Source organism: Pseudomonas sp. TSRC2-2, assembly GCF_049897785.1.
Taxonomy (GTDB): domain Bacteria; phylum Pseudomonadota; class Gammaproteobacteria; order Pseudomonadales; family Pseudomonadaceae; genus Aquipseudomonas.
On record NZ_JAFCWZ010000015.1, the window covers coordinates 112528 to 129601 of the forward strand.

The window sequence follows — 17074 nt, forward strand, 5'->3', positions numbered from 1 at the left end:
TATTGGTCAAAACTTCGCGTCAGATTCTCGTTGAGCCTCCTTTTACCTCGCTAAATCTCCGTTCTGTAAGGGTTTTCCTTTAATCCGCGCCTTGACGGTGTGGTGGGCGCATTCCTATAGTGTGCGCAAGTGGCGGAAAGTGGCATGAAGTGGGTTTTTTGAGCTCAAAACGATAAAAATTGGAGAAACGCTGACGTGTTTCGCGGAGCTAACGCTATCAGTCTCGATGCAAAGGGCCGTCTCGCTATGCCGAGCCGGTACCGTGACGAGCTCGATTCGCGCAGTTCCGGCCAATTGATCGTGACCATTGATGCCGTAGATCCATGTTTGTGTGTCTACCCGCTCGACGAGTGGGAAATCATTGAAACCAAGTTGCGCGCACTCCCTTCGCTTCGCGAAGAGAACCGTCGTCTGCAACGTTTGCTGATTGGTAATGCCGTCGACCTTGAACTCGATGGCAGTGGTCGTTTCCTGGTTCCGCCGCGTCTGCGCGAATACGCCAAGCTGGATAAGCGCGCAATGCTGGTGGGCCAACTGAACAAGTTCCAACTGTGGGACGAGGATGCATGGAACGCGGTGTCTGCCGCTGACCTTGCTGCTATTCAACAACCGGGCGCGATGCCTGATGAACTGCGTGATTTGATCCTGTGACTATTGATAGCGGCTTTAACCACATCACCGTACTGCTTGACGAAGCCGTCGAGGCTCTCGCCGTACGTCCTGATGGCTGCTATCTGGACGGCACGTTCGGGCGCGGTGGGCACAGCCGATTGATCCTCAGCCAGCTCGGGCCGGACGGTCGACTTATCGGATTCGACAAGGATCCTCAAGCGATTGCCACCGGGCAAACGCTAGCGGCCGAAGACGGCCGCTTTGTCGTTGTGCAGCGCAGCTTTGCCGAGCTCGGTTCGGTGGTTGCCGAGCAAGGCCTGACCGGCAAAGTCAGCGGCATTCTGCTCGACCTCGGCGTGTCGTCGCCGCAACTCGACGACGCCGAGCGCGGCTTCAGTTTCCTCAATGACGGGCCGCTGGACATGCGCATGGACCCGTCCCGTGGCATCAGCGCGGCCGAATTCGTCAACACTGCGCCGGCTGAAGAAATCGCCCGCGTGTTCAAGGAATACGGCGAAGAACGTTTCTCCGGGCGTATGGCCCGTGCCGTCGCCGAGCGTCGTGACATCAAGCCGTTCGAGCGCACCGCCGATCTGGCTGAAGTGCTGAAAGTCGCCAACCCTGCATGGGAAAAGGGCAAGAACCCGGCCACCCGCGCGTTCCAGGGCTTGCGCATTCACGTCAATAACGAATTGGGTGATCTGGAAGCGGGCCTCGAGGCCGCACTGGACGCGCTGGAAGTCGGCGGTCGTCTGGTGGTGATCAGCTTCCATTCGCTGGAAGACCGCATCGTCAAACTGTTCATGCGCAAACTGGTGAAAGGCGAGGCCGACAACCTGCCGCGCAACCTGCCGGTTCGCCACGTCGCCTTCGAACCGAAAATCAAAATCCACGGCAAAGCGCAGACGGCCTCTGATGCCGAACTCAAAGCCAACCCACGTTCCCGTAGCGCTGTCATGCGTGTTGCGGAGAAGTTGCGGTGAGCAAGCTTTTCGCCAAGCCATTGCCTGGCGGCAGCTTTCTGATGCTGCTGCTGTTTATCGGTGTGCTTTTTTCGGCAATCGCCGTGTCGTACAGCGCGCACTGGAATCGTCAGTTGCTCAACACCCTTTATAACGAACTCAGTGTGCGCGACAAGGCGCAGGCCGAGTGGGGCCGGCTGATTCTCGAACAGAGCACCTGGACTGCGCACAGCCGCATCGAAGTGCTGGCCACCGAACAACTGAAAATGCACATTCCCGGCGCGGCTGACGTGAAGATGGTGGCGCCATGATGAAACTCGAAGGCGCGCTGTTTCCGTGGCGCTTCCGCCTGATGGTGGCGCTGCTCGGTCTGATGGTCGCGGCGATCTGCTGGCGAATCATCGACCTGCAAGTGGTCGACCGTGACTTCCTCAAAGGCCAGGGCGACGCTCGCAGTCTGCGGCACATCCCGATTCCGGCGCACCGTGGTCTGATCACCGACCGTAACGGCGAGCCTCTGGCCGTGAGTACCCCGGTGACCACGCTGTGGGCGAACGCCAAGGAAATGCAGTCGGCCAAAGAGAAGTGGCCGGCACTCGCTGCCGCGCTGGGCCAGGATCCGAAAGCCCTGAGCGAGCGCCTCGAAGCGCAGGCCAACAAAGAATTCATCTATCTGGTGCGCGGATTGACCCCCGAGCAGGGTCAGGCCGTGCTCGATCTGAAAGTGCCGGGCGTTTACGGCATCGAAGAATTCCGCCGCTTCTACCCGGCCGGTGAAGTCACCGCGCACATGGTCGGGTTTACCGACATCGACGATCACGGTCGTGAAGGCGTCGAGCTGGCCTATGACGAATGGCTGGCCGGCGTGCCGGGCAAACGACAAGTGATCAAGGATCGCCGCGGACGGCTGATCAAGGATGTTCAGGTCACCAAGAACGCCAAGGCCGGCAAGCCCTTGGCGTTGTCGATTGACCTGCGTCTGCAATACCTGGCCAACCGCGAGCTGCGCAACGCGATCATCGAGAACGGCGCCAAGGCCGGCAGTCTGGTGATCATGGATGTGAAGACCGGCGAGATTCTCGCCATGGTCAACCAGCCGACCTACAACCCGAATAACCGCCGCAACCTGCAGCCGGCGATGATGCGCAACCGCGCGATGATCGACGTGTTCGAGCCGGGTTCGACGATGAAAGCCATCTCGATGAGCGCAGCGATCGAAACCGGCCGCTGGAAACCGAGTGACACCGTCGAGGTGTATCCGGGCTCGTTGCAGATCGGCAAATACACCATCAAAGACGTATCGAAATCCGAAGGCCCGGTGCTCGACCTGACCGGCATTCTGATCAATTCCAGTAACGTCGGCATGAGTAAAGTCGCCTTCGATATCGGCGGTGAGACGATTTTCCGCCTCGCGCAGAAAGTCGGCCTTGGCCAGGACACCGGTCTGGGCTTCCCCGGCGAACGTGTCGGCAATCTGCCGAACTACCGCGAATGGCGCAAGGCCGAAACTGCAACCTTGTCTTACGGCTACGGTATTTCCGTGACCGCGATCCAGCTGGTGCACGCGTTCTCGGCGTTGGCCAACAACGGGCGCCTCGCGCCACTGACCCTGATCAAAACCGACAAGATGCCGCAGACCACGCAAGTGCTGCCCGAAGCCGTGGCAAAAACCATGCAGGGCATGTTGCAGCAAGTGATCGAAGCGCCGCGCGGCGTGTTCCGTGCACAAGTGCCGGCTTATCACGTCGGCGGCAAGTCGGGTACCGCGCGCAAGACCTCGGTCGGCACCAAGGGCTATGCGGAAAATTCTTACCGTTCGCTGTTCGCCGGCTTCGGCCCGATGAGCGATCCGCGTTACGCCATCGTTGTGGTGATCGATGAGCCGACCAAGGCCGGTTACTTCGGTGGTCTGGTGTCGGCGCCGGTGTTCAGCCGCGTGATGTCGGGCACCCTGCGCCTGATGAACGTGACCCCGGACAACCTGCCGACCACCCAACAGGCCAACGCCACCCCGGTCGTTCCGCTGAAAGCCAATGGAGGGCGCGGCTGATGTCATTGAGTCTGAACAAGATATTCCCCCACGCCGGCCACGATCTGTTGATCCGTGAACTGGCGCTGGACAGCCGCAACGTGCGCGCCGGCGATCTGTTTCTCGCCGTGCCCGGCGGCAAATTCGACGGTCGTGCGCACATCGCCGATGCCCTGCAACGCGGCGCCGCAGCCGTGGCGTATGAAGTGGAAGGCGCGACTGTGCTGCCGATCACCGATGTGCCGCTGATTCCGGTCAAAGGTCTGGCGGCGCAGCTGTCGGACATCGCCGGGCGCTTTTATGGTGAACCGAGTCATCACCTGAATCTGATCGGCGTGACCGGTACCAACGGCAAGACCAGCGTGACCCAACTGGTTGCGCAGGCACTGGATCTGCTCGGCCAGCATTGCGGCATCGTCGGCACCTTGGGTTCCGGCTTCTATGGCGCGCTGGAAAGCGGTTTGCATACCACGCCGAATCCGATCGCCGTGCAGGCGACGCTGGGCGACCTGAAAAAGGCCGGCGCCAAAGCCGTGGCCATGGAAGTGTCGTCCCACGGACTGGATCAGGGCCGGGTTACCGCGCTGGCGTTCGACGTGGCCGTGATGACCAACCTGTCCCGCGATCATCTGGATTACCACGGCACTATGCAGGCGTATGCCGAGGCCAAGGCCAGGCTGTTCGCCTGGAACGACCTGAAGTGCCGGGTGGTCAACCTCGACGACGATTTCGGCCGGCAACTGGCGGCGGAAAAACGCGAGTCGCGTTTGATCACCTACAGCCTGCTCGACAGCAGCGCTTACCTGTTCTGCCGCGAAGCGCAGTTCGATGACCACGGCGTGCGCGCCACGCTGGTCACGCCGCAGGGCGAGCATCATCTGCGCAGCACGTTGCTCGGGCGTTTCAACCTGAGCAACGTTCTGGCGGCAGTCGGCGCCTTGCTCGGTCTGGATTACGCCCTCGACGAAATTCTCAAGGTGCTACCGAAACTCGAAGGCCCGGCCGGGCGCATGCAGCGTCTGGGCGGCGGCACGCAGCCGCTGGTGGTGGTCGATTACGCCCATACTCCGGACGCGCTGGAAAAAGTCCTGAGCGCACTGCGCCCCCACGTCAAAGGTCAGTTGCTGTGTCTGTTCGGTTGCGGCGGCGATCGCGATCGCGGCAAGCGTCCGTTGATGGCTGAAGTGGTCGAGCGTCTGGCCGATCAGGTGCTGGTCACCGACGACAACCCGCGCACTGAAGATCCTGCTGTGATTTTCGACGACATCCGCGCCGGTTTCACCGCTGTGGATAAAGTCAGTTTCGTCGCCGGTCGCGGCCGGGCGATTGCGCAGTTGATTGCTGGCGCGACCGCTGACGACGTGATTGTGCTCGCCGGCAAAGGTCACGAGGACTATCAGGAAATCAACGGCGTGCGCCAGCCGTTTTCCGATCTGGTCGAGGCCGATCATGCCCTGACCGCGTGGGAGGTGGCCCATGCTTAAGGCATTGACACTCAGCGAACTGACCAATGCCCTCGACGCCCGTCTGATCGGCAGCGATGCCAGCTTCAATGGCGTCAGCATCGACAGTCGCGCAATCCAGCCGGGCCAGCTTTTTGTCGCGCTGACCGGCCCGCGTTTCGACGGTCATGATTATCTGAACGACGTCGCTGGCAAAGGCGCTGTCGCAGCACTGGTCGAGCGCGAAGTCGCCGACAGTGCGTTGCCACAATTGCTGGTCAAGGACAGCCGTCAGGCGCTGGGCCAGTTGGGCGCCTTGAACCGTGCCGCCTTTACTCAGCCAGTGGCAGCGGTGACCGGTTCCAGCGGCAAGACCACGGTCAAGGAAATGCTCGCGAGCATCCTGCGCACTCGCGGTCCGGTGCTGGCCACCCGTGGCAATCTGAACAACGACCTCGGCGCGCCGCTGACCTTGCTCGAACTCGCCCCGGAACATACATCGGCAGTGATCGAACTGGGGGCCTCGCGTCTTGGCGAAATCGCCTACACCGTGGGCCTGACCAAGCCGCACGTCGCGATCCTCAATAACGCCGGTACCGCCCACGTTGGCGAGTTCGGCGGGCCGGAAAAAATCGTCGAAGCCAAAGGCGAGATCATCGACGGCCTGGCCGCTGATGGCGTCGCCGTGCTCAACCTCGATGACAAAGCCTTCGGTATCTGGCAGACCCGTGCAGGCGCTCGCAAAGTATTGACCTTCGCTCTAAGCAACGTTCAGGCGGATTTCTACGCCAGCGACATGAGCACCGATGCGCGCGGTTGCCCCGCGTTCAATCTGCATACACCTGAAGGTAGCGAGCGTGTGCAGTTGAACCTGCTCGGCACCCATAACGTCGCCAACGCCCTGGCTGCCGCCGCTGCTGCGCACGCCTTGGGCGTGTCGCTGTTCGGCATCGCCACCGGCCTCGGCGCGGTGCAACCGGTCAAGGGCCGCACCGTCGCGCAGCTGGCGAAAAACGGCATGCGCGTGATCGATGACACCTACAACGCAAACCCCACCTCGATGTGCGCCGCCGTTGATATACTCGCCGGCTTTTCCGGCCGCACCGTCCTGGTGCTCGGGGATATCGGCGAGTTGGGCGAGTGGGCGGAGCAGGGGCACCGCGACGTGGGCGAGTACGCCCGAGGCAAGGTTTCCGCGCTTTACGCCGTCGGGCCAAACATGGTCCACGCCGTGAACGCTTTCGGTGAACAGGCGCATCACTTCGGCACGCAAGCCGAACTGATCCAGGCCCTCGACGCCGAGCAGGACACAAACACCACCATTTTGATCAAGGGTTCGCGCAGTGCAGCGATGGAAAACATCGTTGCGGCTCTGTGCGGGTCCAGTCTGGAGAAACATTAATGCTGCTGCTGCTAGCGGAGTATCTGCAACAGTTCTACAAAGGCTTCGCGGTCTTCCAGTACCTGACCCTGCGCGGGATTCTCGGTGTGCTGACCGCGCTGGTTTTGTCGCTGTGCTATGGCCCGTGGATGATCCGCACCCTGCAGAACCGTCAGATCGGCCAATCGGTACGTAACGACGGTCCGCAATCGCACCTGTCCAAATCCGGCACGCCGACCATGGGTGGCGCGCTGATCCTGTCTTCGATCGGCGTCAGCACCTTGCTCTGGGCTGACTTGAGCAACCGCTACGTCTGGGTGGTGCTGCTGGTGACCCTGCTGTTCGGCGCCATCGGTTGGGTCGACGATTACCGCAAAGTCATCGAGAAGAACTCCCGTGGCCTGCCGAGCCGCTGGAAGTATTTCTGGCAGTCGGTATTCGGCCTCGGTGCGGCGATCTTCCTTTATATGACCGCATCCACTCCGGTGGAAACCACGCTGATCCTGCCGATGCTCAAGGACTACAGCATTCCGTTGGGCGCCGGTTTCATCGTGCTGACCTATTTCGTGATTGTCGGTTCGAGCAACGCGGTCAACCTGACTGACGGCCTCGATGGGCTGGCGATCATGCCAACCGTAATGGTTGGCGGCGGTCTGGGAATTTTCTGCTACCTGTCGGGTAACGTGAAATTCGCCGAATACCTGCTGATTCCTTACGTGCCGGGCGCGGGCGAGCTGATCGTGTTCTGCGGCGCGCTGATCGGTGCCGGCCTCGGTTTCCTCTGGTTCAACACCTATCCAGCGCAAGTGTTCATGGGCGACGTTGGCGCCCTGGCACTCGGCGCGGCACTGGGCACCATCGCGGTGATCGTCCGTCAGGAAATCGTCCTGTTCATCATGGGCGGCGTGTTCGTGATGGAAACCCTGTCAGTGGTCATTCAGGTTGCGTCCTTTAAGCTCACCGGTCGCCGTGTGTTCCGCATGGCGCCGATCCACCACCACTTTGAACTCAAGGGCTGGCCCGAGCCGCGTGTGATCGTCCGTTTCTGGATCATCACCGTGATTCTCGTCCTGGTCGGCCTTGCCACCCTGAAGCTGAGGTAGAACGAGTGTCTCTGATCGCTTCTGACCACTTCCGCATCGTTGTCGGCCTCGGCAAGAGCGGCATGTCCCTGGTTCGCTTCCTGGCGAACCGGGGCACGTCGTTTGCCGTCGCCGACACGCGGGAAAATCCACCGGAACTGGCCACGCTCAAGCGTGACTATCCGCACGTGGAAGTGCGTTGTGGCGAGCTGGACGTCGAATTCCTCTGCCGTGCCGATGAGCTCTACGTGAGCCCCGGCCTGGCGTTGGCGACTCCGGCCCTGCAAGCCGCTGCGGCGCGTGGCGTGAAAATGGCCGGCGACATCGAGTTGTTCGCGCGTAACGCGCGGGCGCCGATCGTCGCGATCACCGGTTCCAACGCAAAAAGCACCGTCACCACGCTGGTTGGCGAGATGGCCGCTGCCGCTGGCAAACGCGTCGCCGTCGGCGGCAACCTCGGCACACCGGCGCTGGATCTGCTCAGCGACGACGTCGAGCTGTACGTGATGGAGCTGTCGAGTTTTCAACTGGAAACCACCGACCAGCTCAACGCTGAAGTCGCCACCGTGCTGAACATCAGCGAAGACCACATGGATCGCTACAGCGGTCTGCCAGCGTATCACTTGGCCAAGCACCGGATTTTCCGCGGCGCCAGGCAGTTCGTGGTCAACCGTCAGGATGCCCTGAGCCGTCCACTGATCGGCGAAGGCCAGCCATGCTGGACTTTTGGTTTGAGCAAACCGGACTTCAAGGCCTTCGGCATTCGCGAAGAAGATGGCGAGAAGTATCTGGCCTTCGAATTCCAGAACCTGATGCCGGTGCGTGAACTGAAGGTTCGCGGCGCACACAACCAGTCCAACGCTCTTGCAGCATTGGCGCTGGGTCACGCTGTGGGTTTGCCGTTCGACGCCATGCTCTCGGCACTGCGCACGTTTGCCGGCCTCGAGCACCGCTGCCAGTGGGTACGCGATCTCGACGGCGTGGCCTATTACAACGATTCCAAAGCCACCAACGTTGGCGCTGCGCTGGCCGCCATCGAAGGCCTCGGTGCGGACATCGACGGCAAGGTCATTCTGATCGCCGGCGGTGACGGCAAAGGCGCCGAATTCAACGATCTGCGCGATCCGGTGGCGGCCAACTGCCGCGCCGTGGTGCTGATGGGCCGCGACTCGGACAAGATCGGCGAAGCGCTCGGCGATGCCGTGCCCTTGATCCGCGCGACCTCGCTGGTCGACGCCGTCGCGCAATGCCGCGCCGCTGCCCAATCGGGCGACGTGGTGCTGCTGTCACCGGCCTGCGCCAGTTTCGACATGTTCAAGAATTATGAAGACCGTGGTCACCAGTTCGTCCGCGCCGTGGAGGAACTGGCATGAACCTGAGAAACATCATCAAGCCGTACCCGTCGCCGCTGATCACCGGGCGTGGCATTGATCTCGACTTCCCGATGCTCGCCGGTTGTCTGGCGCTGCTCGGTCTGGGTCTGATCATGATTGCCTCGGCGTCGACTGAAGTGGCAGCCGCGCAGTCGGGCAGCCCGCTGTATTACATGATTCGCCACCTTATTTATGTGGTGCTGGGTTTGGGGGCTTGCATCGTCACCATGATGATTCCGATCGCCACTTGGCAACGCCTCGGCTGGATGATGCTGATCGGCGCGTTCGGTTTGCTGGTGATGGTGATCATCCCCGGCATCGGCCGCGAAGTGAACGGTTCGATGCGCTGGATCGGTTTCAGTTTCTTCAACGTGCAGCCCTCGGAAATCGCCAAGGTGTTTGTGGTGATCTACCTCGCCGGTTATCTGGTGCGCCGCCAGAAAGAAGTGCGTGAGAGCTGGATGGGCTTCTTCAAGCCGTTCATCGTCCTGCTGCCGATGGCCGGTCTGTTGCTGATGGAACCGGACTTCGGCGCCACCGTAGTCATGATGGGCGCGGCGGCGGCGATGCTGTTCCTTGGCGGGGTCGGGTTGTTCCGCTTCTCGCTGATGGTGGTGCTGGCGGTTGGCGCGGTGGTGTTGCTGATCCAGATGCAGCCTTATCGAATGGCGCGTCTGACCAACTTTGCCGACCCGTGGGCCGACCAGTTCGGCGCCGGCTATCAACTGTCGCAAGCCTTGATCGCTTTCGGTCGCGGCGAGTGGCTTGGCGTCGGCCTGGGCAACAGCGTGCAGAAACAGTTCTACCTGCCGGAAGCGCATACCGACTTCGTGTTCTCGGTACTTGCTGAAGAACTTGGCGCGGTCGGTTCGCTGTGCACCGTCGCGCTGTTCGTGTTCGTGTGTGTTCGCGGCATGTACATCGGCCTGTGGGCGGAGAAGGCCAAGCAGTTCTTCGCCGCTTACGTGGCTTATGGCTTGTCGTTCCTGTGGATTGGACAGTTCCTGATCAACATCGGTGTGAACGTCGGCCTGCTGCCAACCAAGGGTCTGACCCTGCCGTTCCTCAGTTACGGCGGCAGCTCGCTGGTGATCTGCTGCGCCTGTCTGGGTCTGTTGCTGCGCATCGAGTGGGAGAGTCGAACCCACCTGGGCAGCGAAGAGATGGAATTCCAGGAGAGCGACTTCGCTGAGGAGCCGACTCATGGGCGCTAACGTATTGATCATGGCCGGCGGTACCGGCGGCCATGTGTTCCCGGCGCTGGCCTGTGCCCGCGAATTTCAGGCGCGCGGCTACACCGTGCACTGGCTTGGCACGCCGCGCGGCATCGAAAACGAACTGGTCCCGGCGGCAGGTCTTGAATTGCACCGGATCAACGCCAGCGGCCTGCGCGGCAAGGGCAAGCTGTCGCTGCTAAAGGCACCGTTGATGTTGCTGAAATCGGTTTGGCAGGCGCGGGCGATCATGCGCCGGCTGAAACCGGTGTGTGTGGTCGGCTTCGGTGGTTATGTGACCGGCCCCGGCGGCCTTGCCGCGAAACTGGCCGGCGTGCCGGTGATCGTTCACGAGCAGAACGCTGTCGCCGGCACCGCCAATCGGTTGCTGGTGCCGTTCGCCGCCCGAGTGTGTGAAGCGTTCCCCGACACCTTTACTCTGTCGGACAGCCGCCGTACCACCGGTAATCCGGTGCGCAGCGAGCTGTTCCTCGAAACATCGCGACCGGCGCTGGCCGGCCGCAAAGCGCGTTTGCTGATCCTTGGCGGTAGCCTGGGCGCAGAACCGTTGAATAAATTACTGCCTGAAGCCCTGGCCCAAGTCGCTGCCGATTTGCGCCCGGAAGTGTTTCATCAGGCCGGCAAGAATCACGATGAAGTGACTGCCGAGCGTTACCGCGCCGCGGGCGTGGAAGCGCAGGTGCAGCCGTTCATCAAAGACATGGCCCAAGCCTATGGCTGGGCTGACCTGGTGGTGTGCCGCGCCGGCGCGCTGACCATCAGTGAGCTGGCGGCCGCCGGTCTGCCCTCGATGCTGGTGCCTTTGCCCCACGCGATCGACGATCACCAGACCCGCAACGCCGATTATTTGGCCCGCGAAGGCGCTGCCTTCCTGATGCCGCAAAGAACGACTGGTGCCGCGGACCTTGCCGCGCGCCTGACAGAGGTCTTGATGCAACCGCAACGACTCGAAGCAATGGCCCAAGCGGCCCGCCGACTGGCCAAACCCGATGCCACCCGTAGCGTGGTCGATACCTGTCTGGAGGTGGCCCATGGTTGAGAATCAGAAAGCCATGCCACAACCGGAAATGCGCCGCATCCGTCGCATCCACTTCGTCGGTATCGGCGGCGTGGGCATGTGCGGTATCGCTGAAGTGTTGTTGAACCTGGGCTATCAAGTCTCCGGTTCCGACCTGAAAGCGTCGCCGGTCACCGAGCGGCTGGAATCGTTTGGCGCGCAGATCTTCATCGGTCACCGTGCCGAGAACGCCGCTACCGCCGACGTACTGGTGGTGTCGAGCGCTGTGAATACCTCCAACCCGGAAGTCGCGACTGCGCTTGAGCGCCGCATTCCGGTGGTACCGCGTGCGGAAATGCTCGCCGAACTGATGCGCTATCGCCACGGCATCGCCGTCGCCGGTACGCACGGCAAAACCACGACGACCAGCCTGATCGCTTCGGTGTTCGCTGCCGGTGGCCTCGATCCGACCTTCGTGATCGGTGGCCGGTTGAATGCGGCGGGTACCAATGCCCAGCTCGGCACCAGCCGTTACCTGATCGCCGAAGCCGACGAGAGCGATGCGAGCTTCCTGCACCTGCAACCGTTGGTGGCCGTGGTCACCAATATCGACGCCGACCACATGGCGACCTACGACGGCGACTTCAACAAACTGAAGAAAACCTTCGTTGAATTCCTGCACAACCTGCCGTTCTACGGGCTGGCGGTGATGTGCCTGGACGATCCGGTGGTGCGCGAAATCCTCCCGCTGGTCAAACGTCCGACCGTGACCTACGGCTTCAGCGAAGACGCTGACGTGCGCGCAATCAATGTGCGCCAGCAGGGCATGCAGACCTTCTTCACCGTGCTGCGCCCGGATCGCGAGCCGCTGGACGTGTCGGTGAACATGCCCGGCAATCACAACGTGCTCAACTCGCTGGCGACCATCTGCATCGCCACCGACGAAGGCGTCAGCGATGAAGCCATCGTGCAGGGCCTTTCGGGTTTCCAGGGCGTTGGTCGGCGCTTCCAGGTCTACGGCGAACTGCCGGTGGAGGGCGGCAACGTGATGCTGGTCGACGACTACGGCCATCACCCGACCGAAGTTGCGGCGGTGATCAAAGCCGTGCGCGGTGGCTGGCCGGAGCGCCGTCTGGTGATGGTGTATCAGCCGCACCGCTACAGCCGCACGCGCGATCTGTACGACGACTTCGTCAATGTACTGGCCGACGCCAACGTGCTGCTGCTGATGGAAGTGTATCCGGCCGGCGAAGAGCCGATCCCGGGCGCCGACAGCCGCAAGCTGTGCAACAGCATCCGCCAGCGCGGCCAGCTAGACCCGATCTACATCGAGCGTGGCGTCGACCTCGCGCCGCTGGTCAAGCCGCTGCTGCGTGCCGGCGACATCCTGTTGTGCCAGGGCGCTGGTGATATCGGCGGTCTCGCGCCGAAGCTGTTGAAAAGTGAATTGTTCGCCGGCGCCGTGGCGGCGCCGGTCGAGGGGAAGTTGAAATGACTGCTGCCTACGCCAAGCTGTTCTCCACGATCGCGCCAAAAGACTTCGGCCGCGTCGCCGTGCTTTTTGGCGGCCTGAGTGCCGAGCGTGAGGTTTCGCTGAAATCCGGTAACGCCGTGCTCGAGGCGCTGCAAAGCGCTGGCGTCGACGCGTTCGGCATCGATGTGGGTCAAGACTTCCTGCAACGTCTGCTCAGCGAAAAGATCGACCGTGCGTTCATCATTCTCCACGGTCGCGGCGGTGAAGACGGCAGCATGCAGGGATTGCTCGAATGCGCGGGCATTCCCTACACCGGCAGTGGCATTCTGGCCTCGGCACTGGCGATGGACAAACTGCGCACCAAGCAGGTCTGGCACAGCCTCGGCATTCCGACGCCGCGTCACGCCGTGCTGTGCAGCGAAGCCGATTGTATTTCGGCGGCGACGGAACTGGGCTTGCCTTTGATCGTCAAACCGGCGCATGAAGGTTCAAGTATCGGGATGGCCAAAGTGAGTTCTGCGTCCGAGTTGATCGACGCATGGAAAGCGGCCAGTACCTACGATTCACAAGTGTTGGTCGAGCAATGGATTCAAGGTCCGGAGTTCACCATCGCCACTCTGCGTGACCAGGTGTTGCCTCCTATCGCCCTGGGTACACCGCACACGTTCTACGACTACGACGCCAAGTACATCGCCAACGATACCCAGTACCGCATTCCGTGCGGGCTGGATGCCGCCAAAGAACAGGAACTCATGGATCTCACGGCCAAGGCCTGTGAGGCGCTGGGTATTGCCGGTTGGGGCCGGGCGGACGTGATGCAGGACGCCGACGGGCAGTTCTGGTTCCTCGAAGTGAATACCGCACCGGGCATGACCGATCACAGTCTGGTGCCGATGGCGGCGCGTGCTGCCGGTCTGGATTTCCAGCAACTGGTACTGGCCATTCTGGCAGCCAGCGTTGAAGACGCTGGCAATAAAGAGGCGCGAGGTTAAGACCATGCAAGGCGCTCATCTGCGACATCAGCCCCCCGCACCCGGCCGCAAGCCGGTGCCGCGTGGCGCCAGCCGAATGGTGGCGAAAGAGCCGATGTCCGCGCGCCTGCCGAAAGCCAATTTCGGCTTTTTGAAAAGTCTGTTCTGGCCGGTGCTGCTGGTGGCGCTGGGCTTCGGTACCTATGAAGGCGCGCAGCGGCTGCTGCCGTACGCCGACCGGCCGATCAGCAAGATCGCGGTGCAGGGCGACTTGAGCTACATCAGCCAGCAGGCGGTGCAGCAGCGGATTGCACCGTTCGTGGCGTCGAGCTTCTTCACCATCGACCTCGCCGGTATGCGTACCGAGCTTGAGCAGATGCCGTGGATTGCCCACGCCGAAGTGCGTCGGGTATGGCCGGATCAGGTAGTGATCCGTCTCGAAGAGCAATTGCCGGTGGCGCGTTGGGGCGATGAGTCGTTGCTCAATAACCAGGGCCAGGCGTTTACGCCCAAGGAACTGGCGAACTACGAACACCTGCCGCAGCTGTTCGGCCCACAGAGGGCTCAGCAGCAGGTGATGCAGCAGTATCAGGTGTTGAGCCAGATGTTGCGCCCGCTGGGTTTTTCGATTGCACGCCTGGAATTGCGTGAACGCGGCAGCTGGTTCCTGACCACCGGTGCCGGCAGTTCGGGGCCTGGCATCGATCTGCTGTTGGGACGCGGCAACCTGGTGGAAAAGATGCGCCGCTTCATCGCCATCTATGACAAGACGCTGAAAGAGCAGATTACGAACATTGCGCGCATCGATCTGCGCTACGCCAACGGCCTCGCTGTTGGCTGGCGGGAACCCGTAGCGCCGACGACAGCCCAACCCGCTGTCGCAAAGAATTAAGAAGAGGCAGGACCCATGGCAAACGTGCAAAGCGGCAAAATGATCGTCGGTCTGGATATCGGCACTTCCAAGGTAGTGGCGCTGGTAGGCGAGGTCGCGGACGACGGTCAGCTGGAAATCGTCGGGATCGGCACGCATCCGTCCCGCGGCTTGAAGAAGGGCGTGGTGGTCAACATCGAATCCACCGTGCAGTCGATCCAGCGCGCGATCGAAGAAGCCCAGCTGATGGCCGGCTGCCGCATTCACTCGGCTTTTGTCGGCGTGGCGGGCAATCACATCCGCAGCCTGAACTCCCACGGCATCGTCGCGATCCGCGATCGCGAAGTCAGTTCGGCCGACCTTGAGCGGGTGCTCGACGCCGCTCAGGCTGTGGCGATTCCGGCTGACCAGCGCGTGCTGCACACCCTGCCGCAGGATTACGTGATCGATAACCAGGAAGGCGTGCGCGAACCACTGGGCATGTCCGGTGTGCGTCTGGAAGCCAAGGTTCACGTTGTCACCTGCGCCGTCAACGCCGCACAGAACATTGAAAAATGCGTGCGCCGCTGCGGTCTGGAAATCGACGACATCATCCTTGAGCAATTGGCCTCGGCCTACTCGGTCCTCACTGACGACGAAAAAGAACTGGGCGTGTGCCTGGTCGACATCGGCGGCGGCACCACTGACATCGCGATCTTCACTGAAGGCGCGATCCGTCACACCGCAGTGATCCCGATTGCCGGTGATCAGGTGACCAACGACATCGCCATGGCGCTGCGCACGCCGACTCAATACGCCGAAGAAATCAAGATCCGTTACGCCTGCGCCCTGGCCAAACTGGCCGGTGCCGGTGAAACCATCAAGGTGCCAAGCGTCGGCGATCGTCCACCGCGCGAACTGTCGCGTCAGGCCCTGGCCGAAGTGGTCGAGCCGCGTTACGACGAACTGTTCACGCTGATTCAGGCGGAGCTGCGTCGCAGCGGCTACGAAGACCTGATCCCGGCGGGCATCGTGCTCACCGGCGGTACTTCGAAAATGGAAGGCGCCACTGAACTGGCCGAGGAAATCTTCCACATGCCGGTGCGCCTCGGTGTACCGCATGGCGTGAAGGGTCTGGATGACGTGGTGCGCAACCCGATTTATTCCACTGGCGTTGGCTTGTTGATGTACGGCCTGCAGAAGCAGTCCGACGGAGTTTCGTTTTCCGGCATCGGCAGCCGCGACAGCTACAGCAACGAAGAGCCACAGGCGCCGTTGCTGGACCGCTTGAAGAAGTGGGTTCAAGGCAATTTTTAAAGCTTTACCGCAACACCGCTACAAACAGCAGTAGGCGAAAAAACTAGAGAATGTAAGGAGAGGGAAAATGTTCGAACTCGTAGACAACATCCCCGCAAGCCCGGTAATCAAAGTTATCGGTGTCGGCGGCGGCGGCGGCAACGCTGTCAATCACATGGTCAAGAGCAACATCGAAGGCGTTGAGTTCATCTGCGCCAACACCGATGCTCAAGCGCTGAAAAACATCGGCGCGCGGACCATCCTGCAACTGGGCACCGGCGTGACCAAAGGCCTGGGTGCCGGCGCGAATCCGGAAGTCGGCCGTCAAGCCGCTCTGGAAGACCGCGAGCGCATTGCCGAAGTGCTGCAGGGCACCAACATGGTGTTCATCACCACTGGCATGGGCGGCGGTACCGGTACCGGTGCAGCGCCGATCATTGCCGAAGTGGCCAAGGAAATGGGCATCCTGACCGTTGCGGTCGTGACCCGTCCGTTCCCGTTCGAAGGCCGCAAGCGTATGCAGATCGCCGACGAAGGCATCCGTATGCTTTCCGAAAGCGTTGACTCGCTGATCACCATTCCGAACGAAAAACTGCTGACCATCCTCGGCAAAGATGCCAGCCTGCTGTCGGCTTTCGCCAAGGCAGACGATGTACTGGCCGGTGCCGTTCGCGGTATCTCCGACATCATCAAGCGTCCGGGCATGATCAACGTCGACTTCGCCGACGTGCGCACCGTGATGAGCGAAATGGGCATGGCAATGATGGGCACTGGCTGCGCCAGCGGTCCGAACCGTGCACGTGAAGCCACCGAAGCGGCGATCCGCAACCCGCTGCTCGAAGACGTCAACCTGCAAGGCGCGCGCGGCATTCTGGTGAACATCACCGCCGGTCCTGACCTGTCGCTGGGTGAGTACTCCGACGTCGGTTCGATCATCGAAGCCTTCGCTTCCGAGCACGCGATGGTCAAGGTCGGTACCGTTATCGATCCGGACATGCGCGACGAACTGCACGTGACCGTGGTTGCTACCGGTCTGGGCGCGAAAATCGAGAAGCCTGTGAAGGTCATCGACAACACCGTTCACACCTCCATGGCTTCGGCGCAGGTGCAGCAACCGGCTCCGGCCCGTCAGGAGCAGCCTGCGGTGAACTACCGTGATCTGGATCGTCCGACCGTCATGCGCAACCAGGCTCAGGCCGGGGCTGCGGCTGCCGCGAAGATGAATCCGCAGGATGACCTGGACTACCTGGACATTCCGGCATTCCTGCGTCGTCAGGCCGATTGATGGAATGTATCAGGGCTATGAAGGTGATTGGTGTTCAGCAAAGGCATGGTCTGCTATCATCGCCAGCCTTTGTTGATACCAGTTC

15 protein-coding genes are annotated in these 17074 nt (G+C 61.6%); all 15 read left to right on the forward strand.

Going from position 1 to position 17074, the window contains the following annotated elements; genetic code table 11:
• Nucleotides 1-195 precede the first annotated feature (195 nt).
• The 15 genes from mraZ (at nt 196) to ftsZ (ending at nt 16989) form a co-directional block, all read left to right on the forward strand.
• Nucleotides 196-651, forward strand: coding sequence for a division/cell wall cluster transcriptional repressor MraZ (mraZ, locus tag ACP7D9_RS26685; protein WP_007917012.1), 456 nt, complete (start codon nt 196-198; stop codon nt 649-651).
• A complete protein-coding gene (rsmH, locus tag ACP7D9_RS26690) occupies nt 648-1595 on the forward strand; it encodes a 16S rRNA (cytosine(1402)-N(4))-methyltransferase RsmH (RefSeq protein ID WP_426160092.1) in 948 nt (315 codons plus the stop codon). Before mraZ ends, rsmH begins: the two co-directional genes overlap by 4 nt.
• Nucleotides 1592-1885 carry a cell division protein FtsL gene (gene ftsL / locus ACP7D9_RS26695; RefSeq protein ID WP_016773269.1) on the forward strand — a complete coding sequence of 98 codons (294 nt, stop codon included), beginning with the start codon at nt 1592-1594 and terminating at the stop codon, nt 1883-1885. Before rsmH ends, ftsL begins: the two co-directional genes overlap by 4 nt.
• Nucleotides 1885-3624, forward strand: coding sequence for a peptidoglycan D,D-transpeptidase FtsI family protein (locus tag ACP7D9_RS26700; RefSeq protein ID WP_178081236.1), 1740 nt, complete (start codon nt 1885-1887; stop codon nt 3622-3624). Before ftsL ends, ACP7D9_RS26700 begins: the two co-directional genes overlap by 1 nt.
• Nucleotides 3624-5087: a UDP-N-acetylmuramoyl-L-alanyl-D-glutamate--2,6-diaminopimelate ligase gene (locus tag ACP7D9_RS26705; protein WP_101161958.1), complete on the forward strand. Its 1464-nt coding sequence runs from the start codon at nt 3624-3626 to the stop codon at nt 5085-5087. Before ACP7D9_RS26700 ends, ACP7D9_RS26705 begins: the two co-directional genes overlap by 1 nt.
• On the forward strand, nt 5080-6447 hold the full coding sequence (locus tag ACP7D9_RS26710; protein ID WP_426160093.1) for a UDP-N-acetylmuramoyl-tripeptide--D-alanyl-D-alanine ligase: 1368 nt from the start codon (nt 5080-5082) through the stop codon (nt 6445-6447). The genes ACP7D9_RS26705 and ACP7D9_RS26710 overlap by 8 nt, the downstream gene beginning before the upstream one ends.
• Entirely contained in the window at nt 6447-7529 is a 1083-nt protein-coding gene (mraY, locus tag ACP7D9_RS26715; protein ID WP_090286123.1) for a phospho-N-acetylmuramoyl-pentapeptide-transferase, read from the forward strand. Before ACP7D9_RS26710 ends, mraY begins: the two co-directional genes overlap by 1 nt.
• Before the next feature lie 5 nt (nt 7530-7534).
• Complete coding sequence (gene murD / locus ACP7D9_RS26720) at nt 7535-8881, forward strand: UDP-N-acetylmuramoyl-L-alanine--D-glutamate ligase (RefSeq protein ID WP_426160094.1); 1347 nt, start codon at nt 7535-7537, stop codon at nt 8879-8881.
• Nucleotides 8878-10095 (forward strand): putative lipid II flippase FtsW, encoded by a 1218-nt coding sequence (ftsW, locus tag ACP7D9_RS26725; RefSeq protein WP_426160095.1) that lies wholly within the window; start codon nt 8878-8880, stop codon nt 10093-10095. Before murD ends, ftsW begins: the two co-directional genes overlap by 4 nt.
• A complete protein-coding gene (gene murG, locus ACP7D9_RS26730; protein WP_123420121.1) occupies nt 10085-11155 on the forward strand; it encodes an undecaprenyldiphospho-muramoylpentapeptide beta-N-acetylglucosaminyltransferase in 1071 nt (356 codons plus the stop codon). Before ftsW ends, murG begins: the two co-directional genes overlap by 11 nt.
• The gene (gene murC / locus ACP7D9_RS26735) at nt 11148-12608 is read left to right on the forward strand and encodes a UDP-N-acetylmuramate--L-alanine ligase (RefSeq protein WP_101161963.1); all 1461 of its coding nucleotides are present in this window, start codon (nt 11148-11150) and stop codon (nt 12606-12608) included. Before murG ends, murC begins: the two co-directional genes overlap by 8 nt.
• Nucleotides 12605-13579: a D-alanine--D-alanine ligase gene (locus tag ACP7D9_RS26740; RefSeq protein ID WP_101161964.1), complete on the forward strand. Its 975-nt coding sequence runs from the start codon at nt 12605-12607 to the stop codon at nt 13577-13579. Before murC ends, ACP7D9_RS26740 begins: the two co-directional genes overlap by 4 nt.
• A 4-nt stretch (nt 13580-13583) precedes the next feature.
• On the forward strand, nt 13584-14450 hold the full coding sequence (locus ACP7D9_RS26745; protein ID WP_313000771.1) for a cell division protein FtsQ/DivIB: 867 nt from the start codon (nt 13584-13586) through the stop codon (nt 14448-14450).
• Between the two features lie 15 nt (nt 14451-14465).
• On the forward strand, nt 14466-15725 hold the full coding sequence (ftsA, locus tag ACP7D9_RS26750) for a cell division protein FtsA (protein ID WP_313000774.1): 1260 nt from the start codon (nt 14466-14468) through the stop codon (nt 15723-15725).
• A gap of 67 nt (nt 15726-15792) precedes the next feature.
• Nucleotides 15793-16989, forward strand: a complete 1197-nt coding sequence (ftsZ, locus tag ACP7D9_RS26755) for a cell division protein FtsZ (protein WP_101161966.1) — start codon at nt 15793-15795, stop codon at nt 16987-16989.
• The last annotated feature ends 85 nt before the right edge of the window (nt 16990-17074 follow it).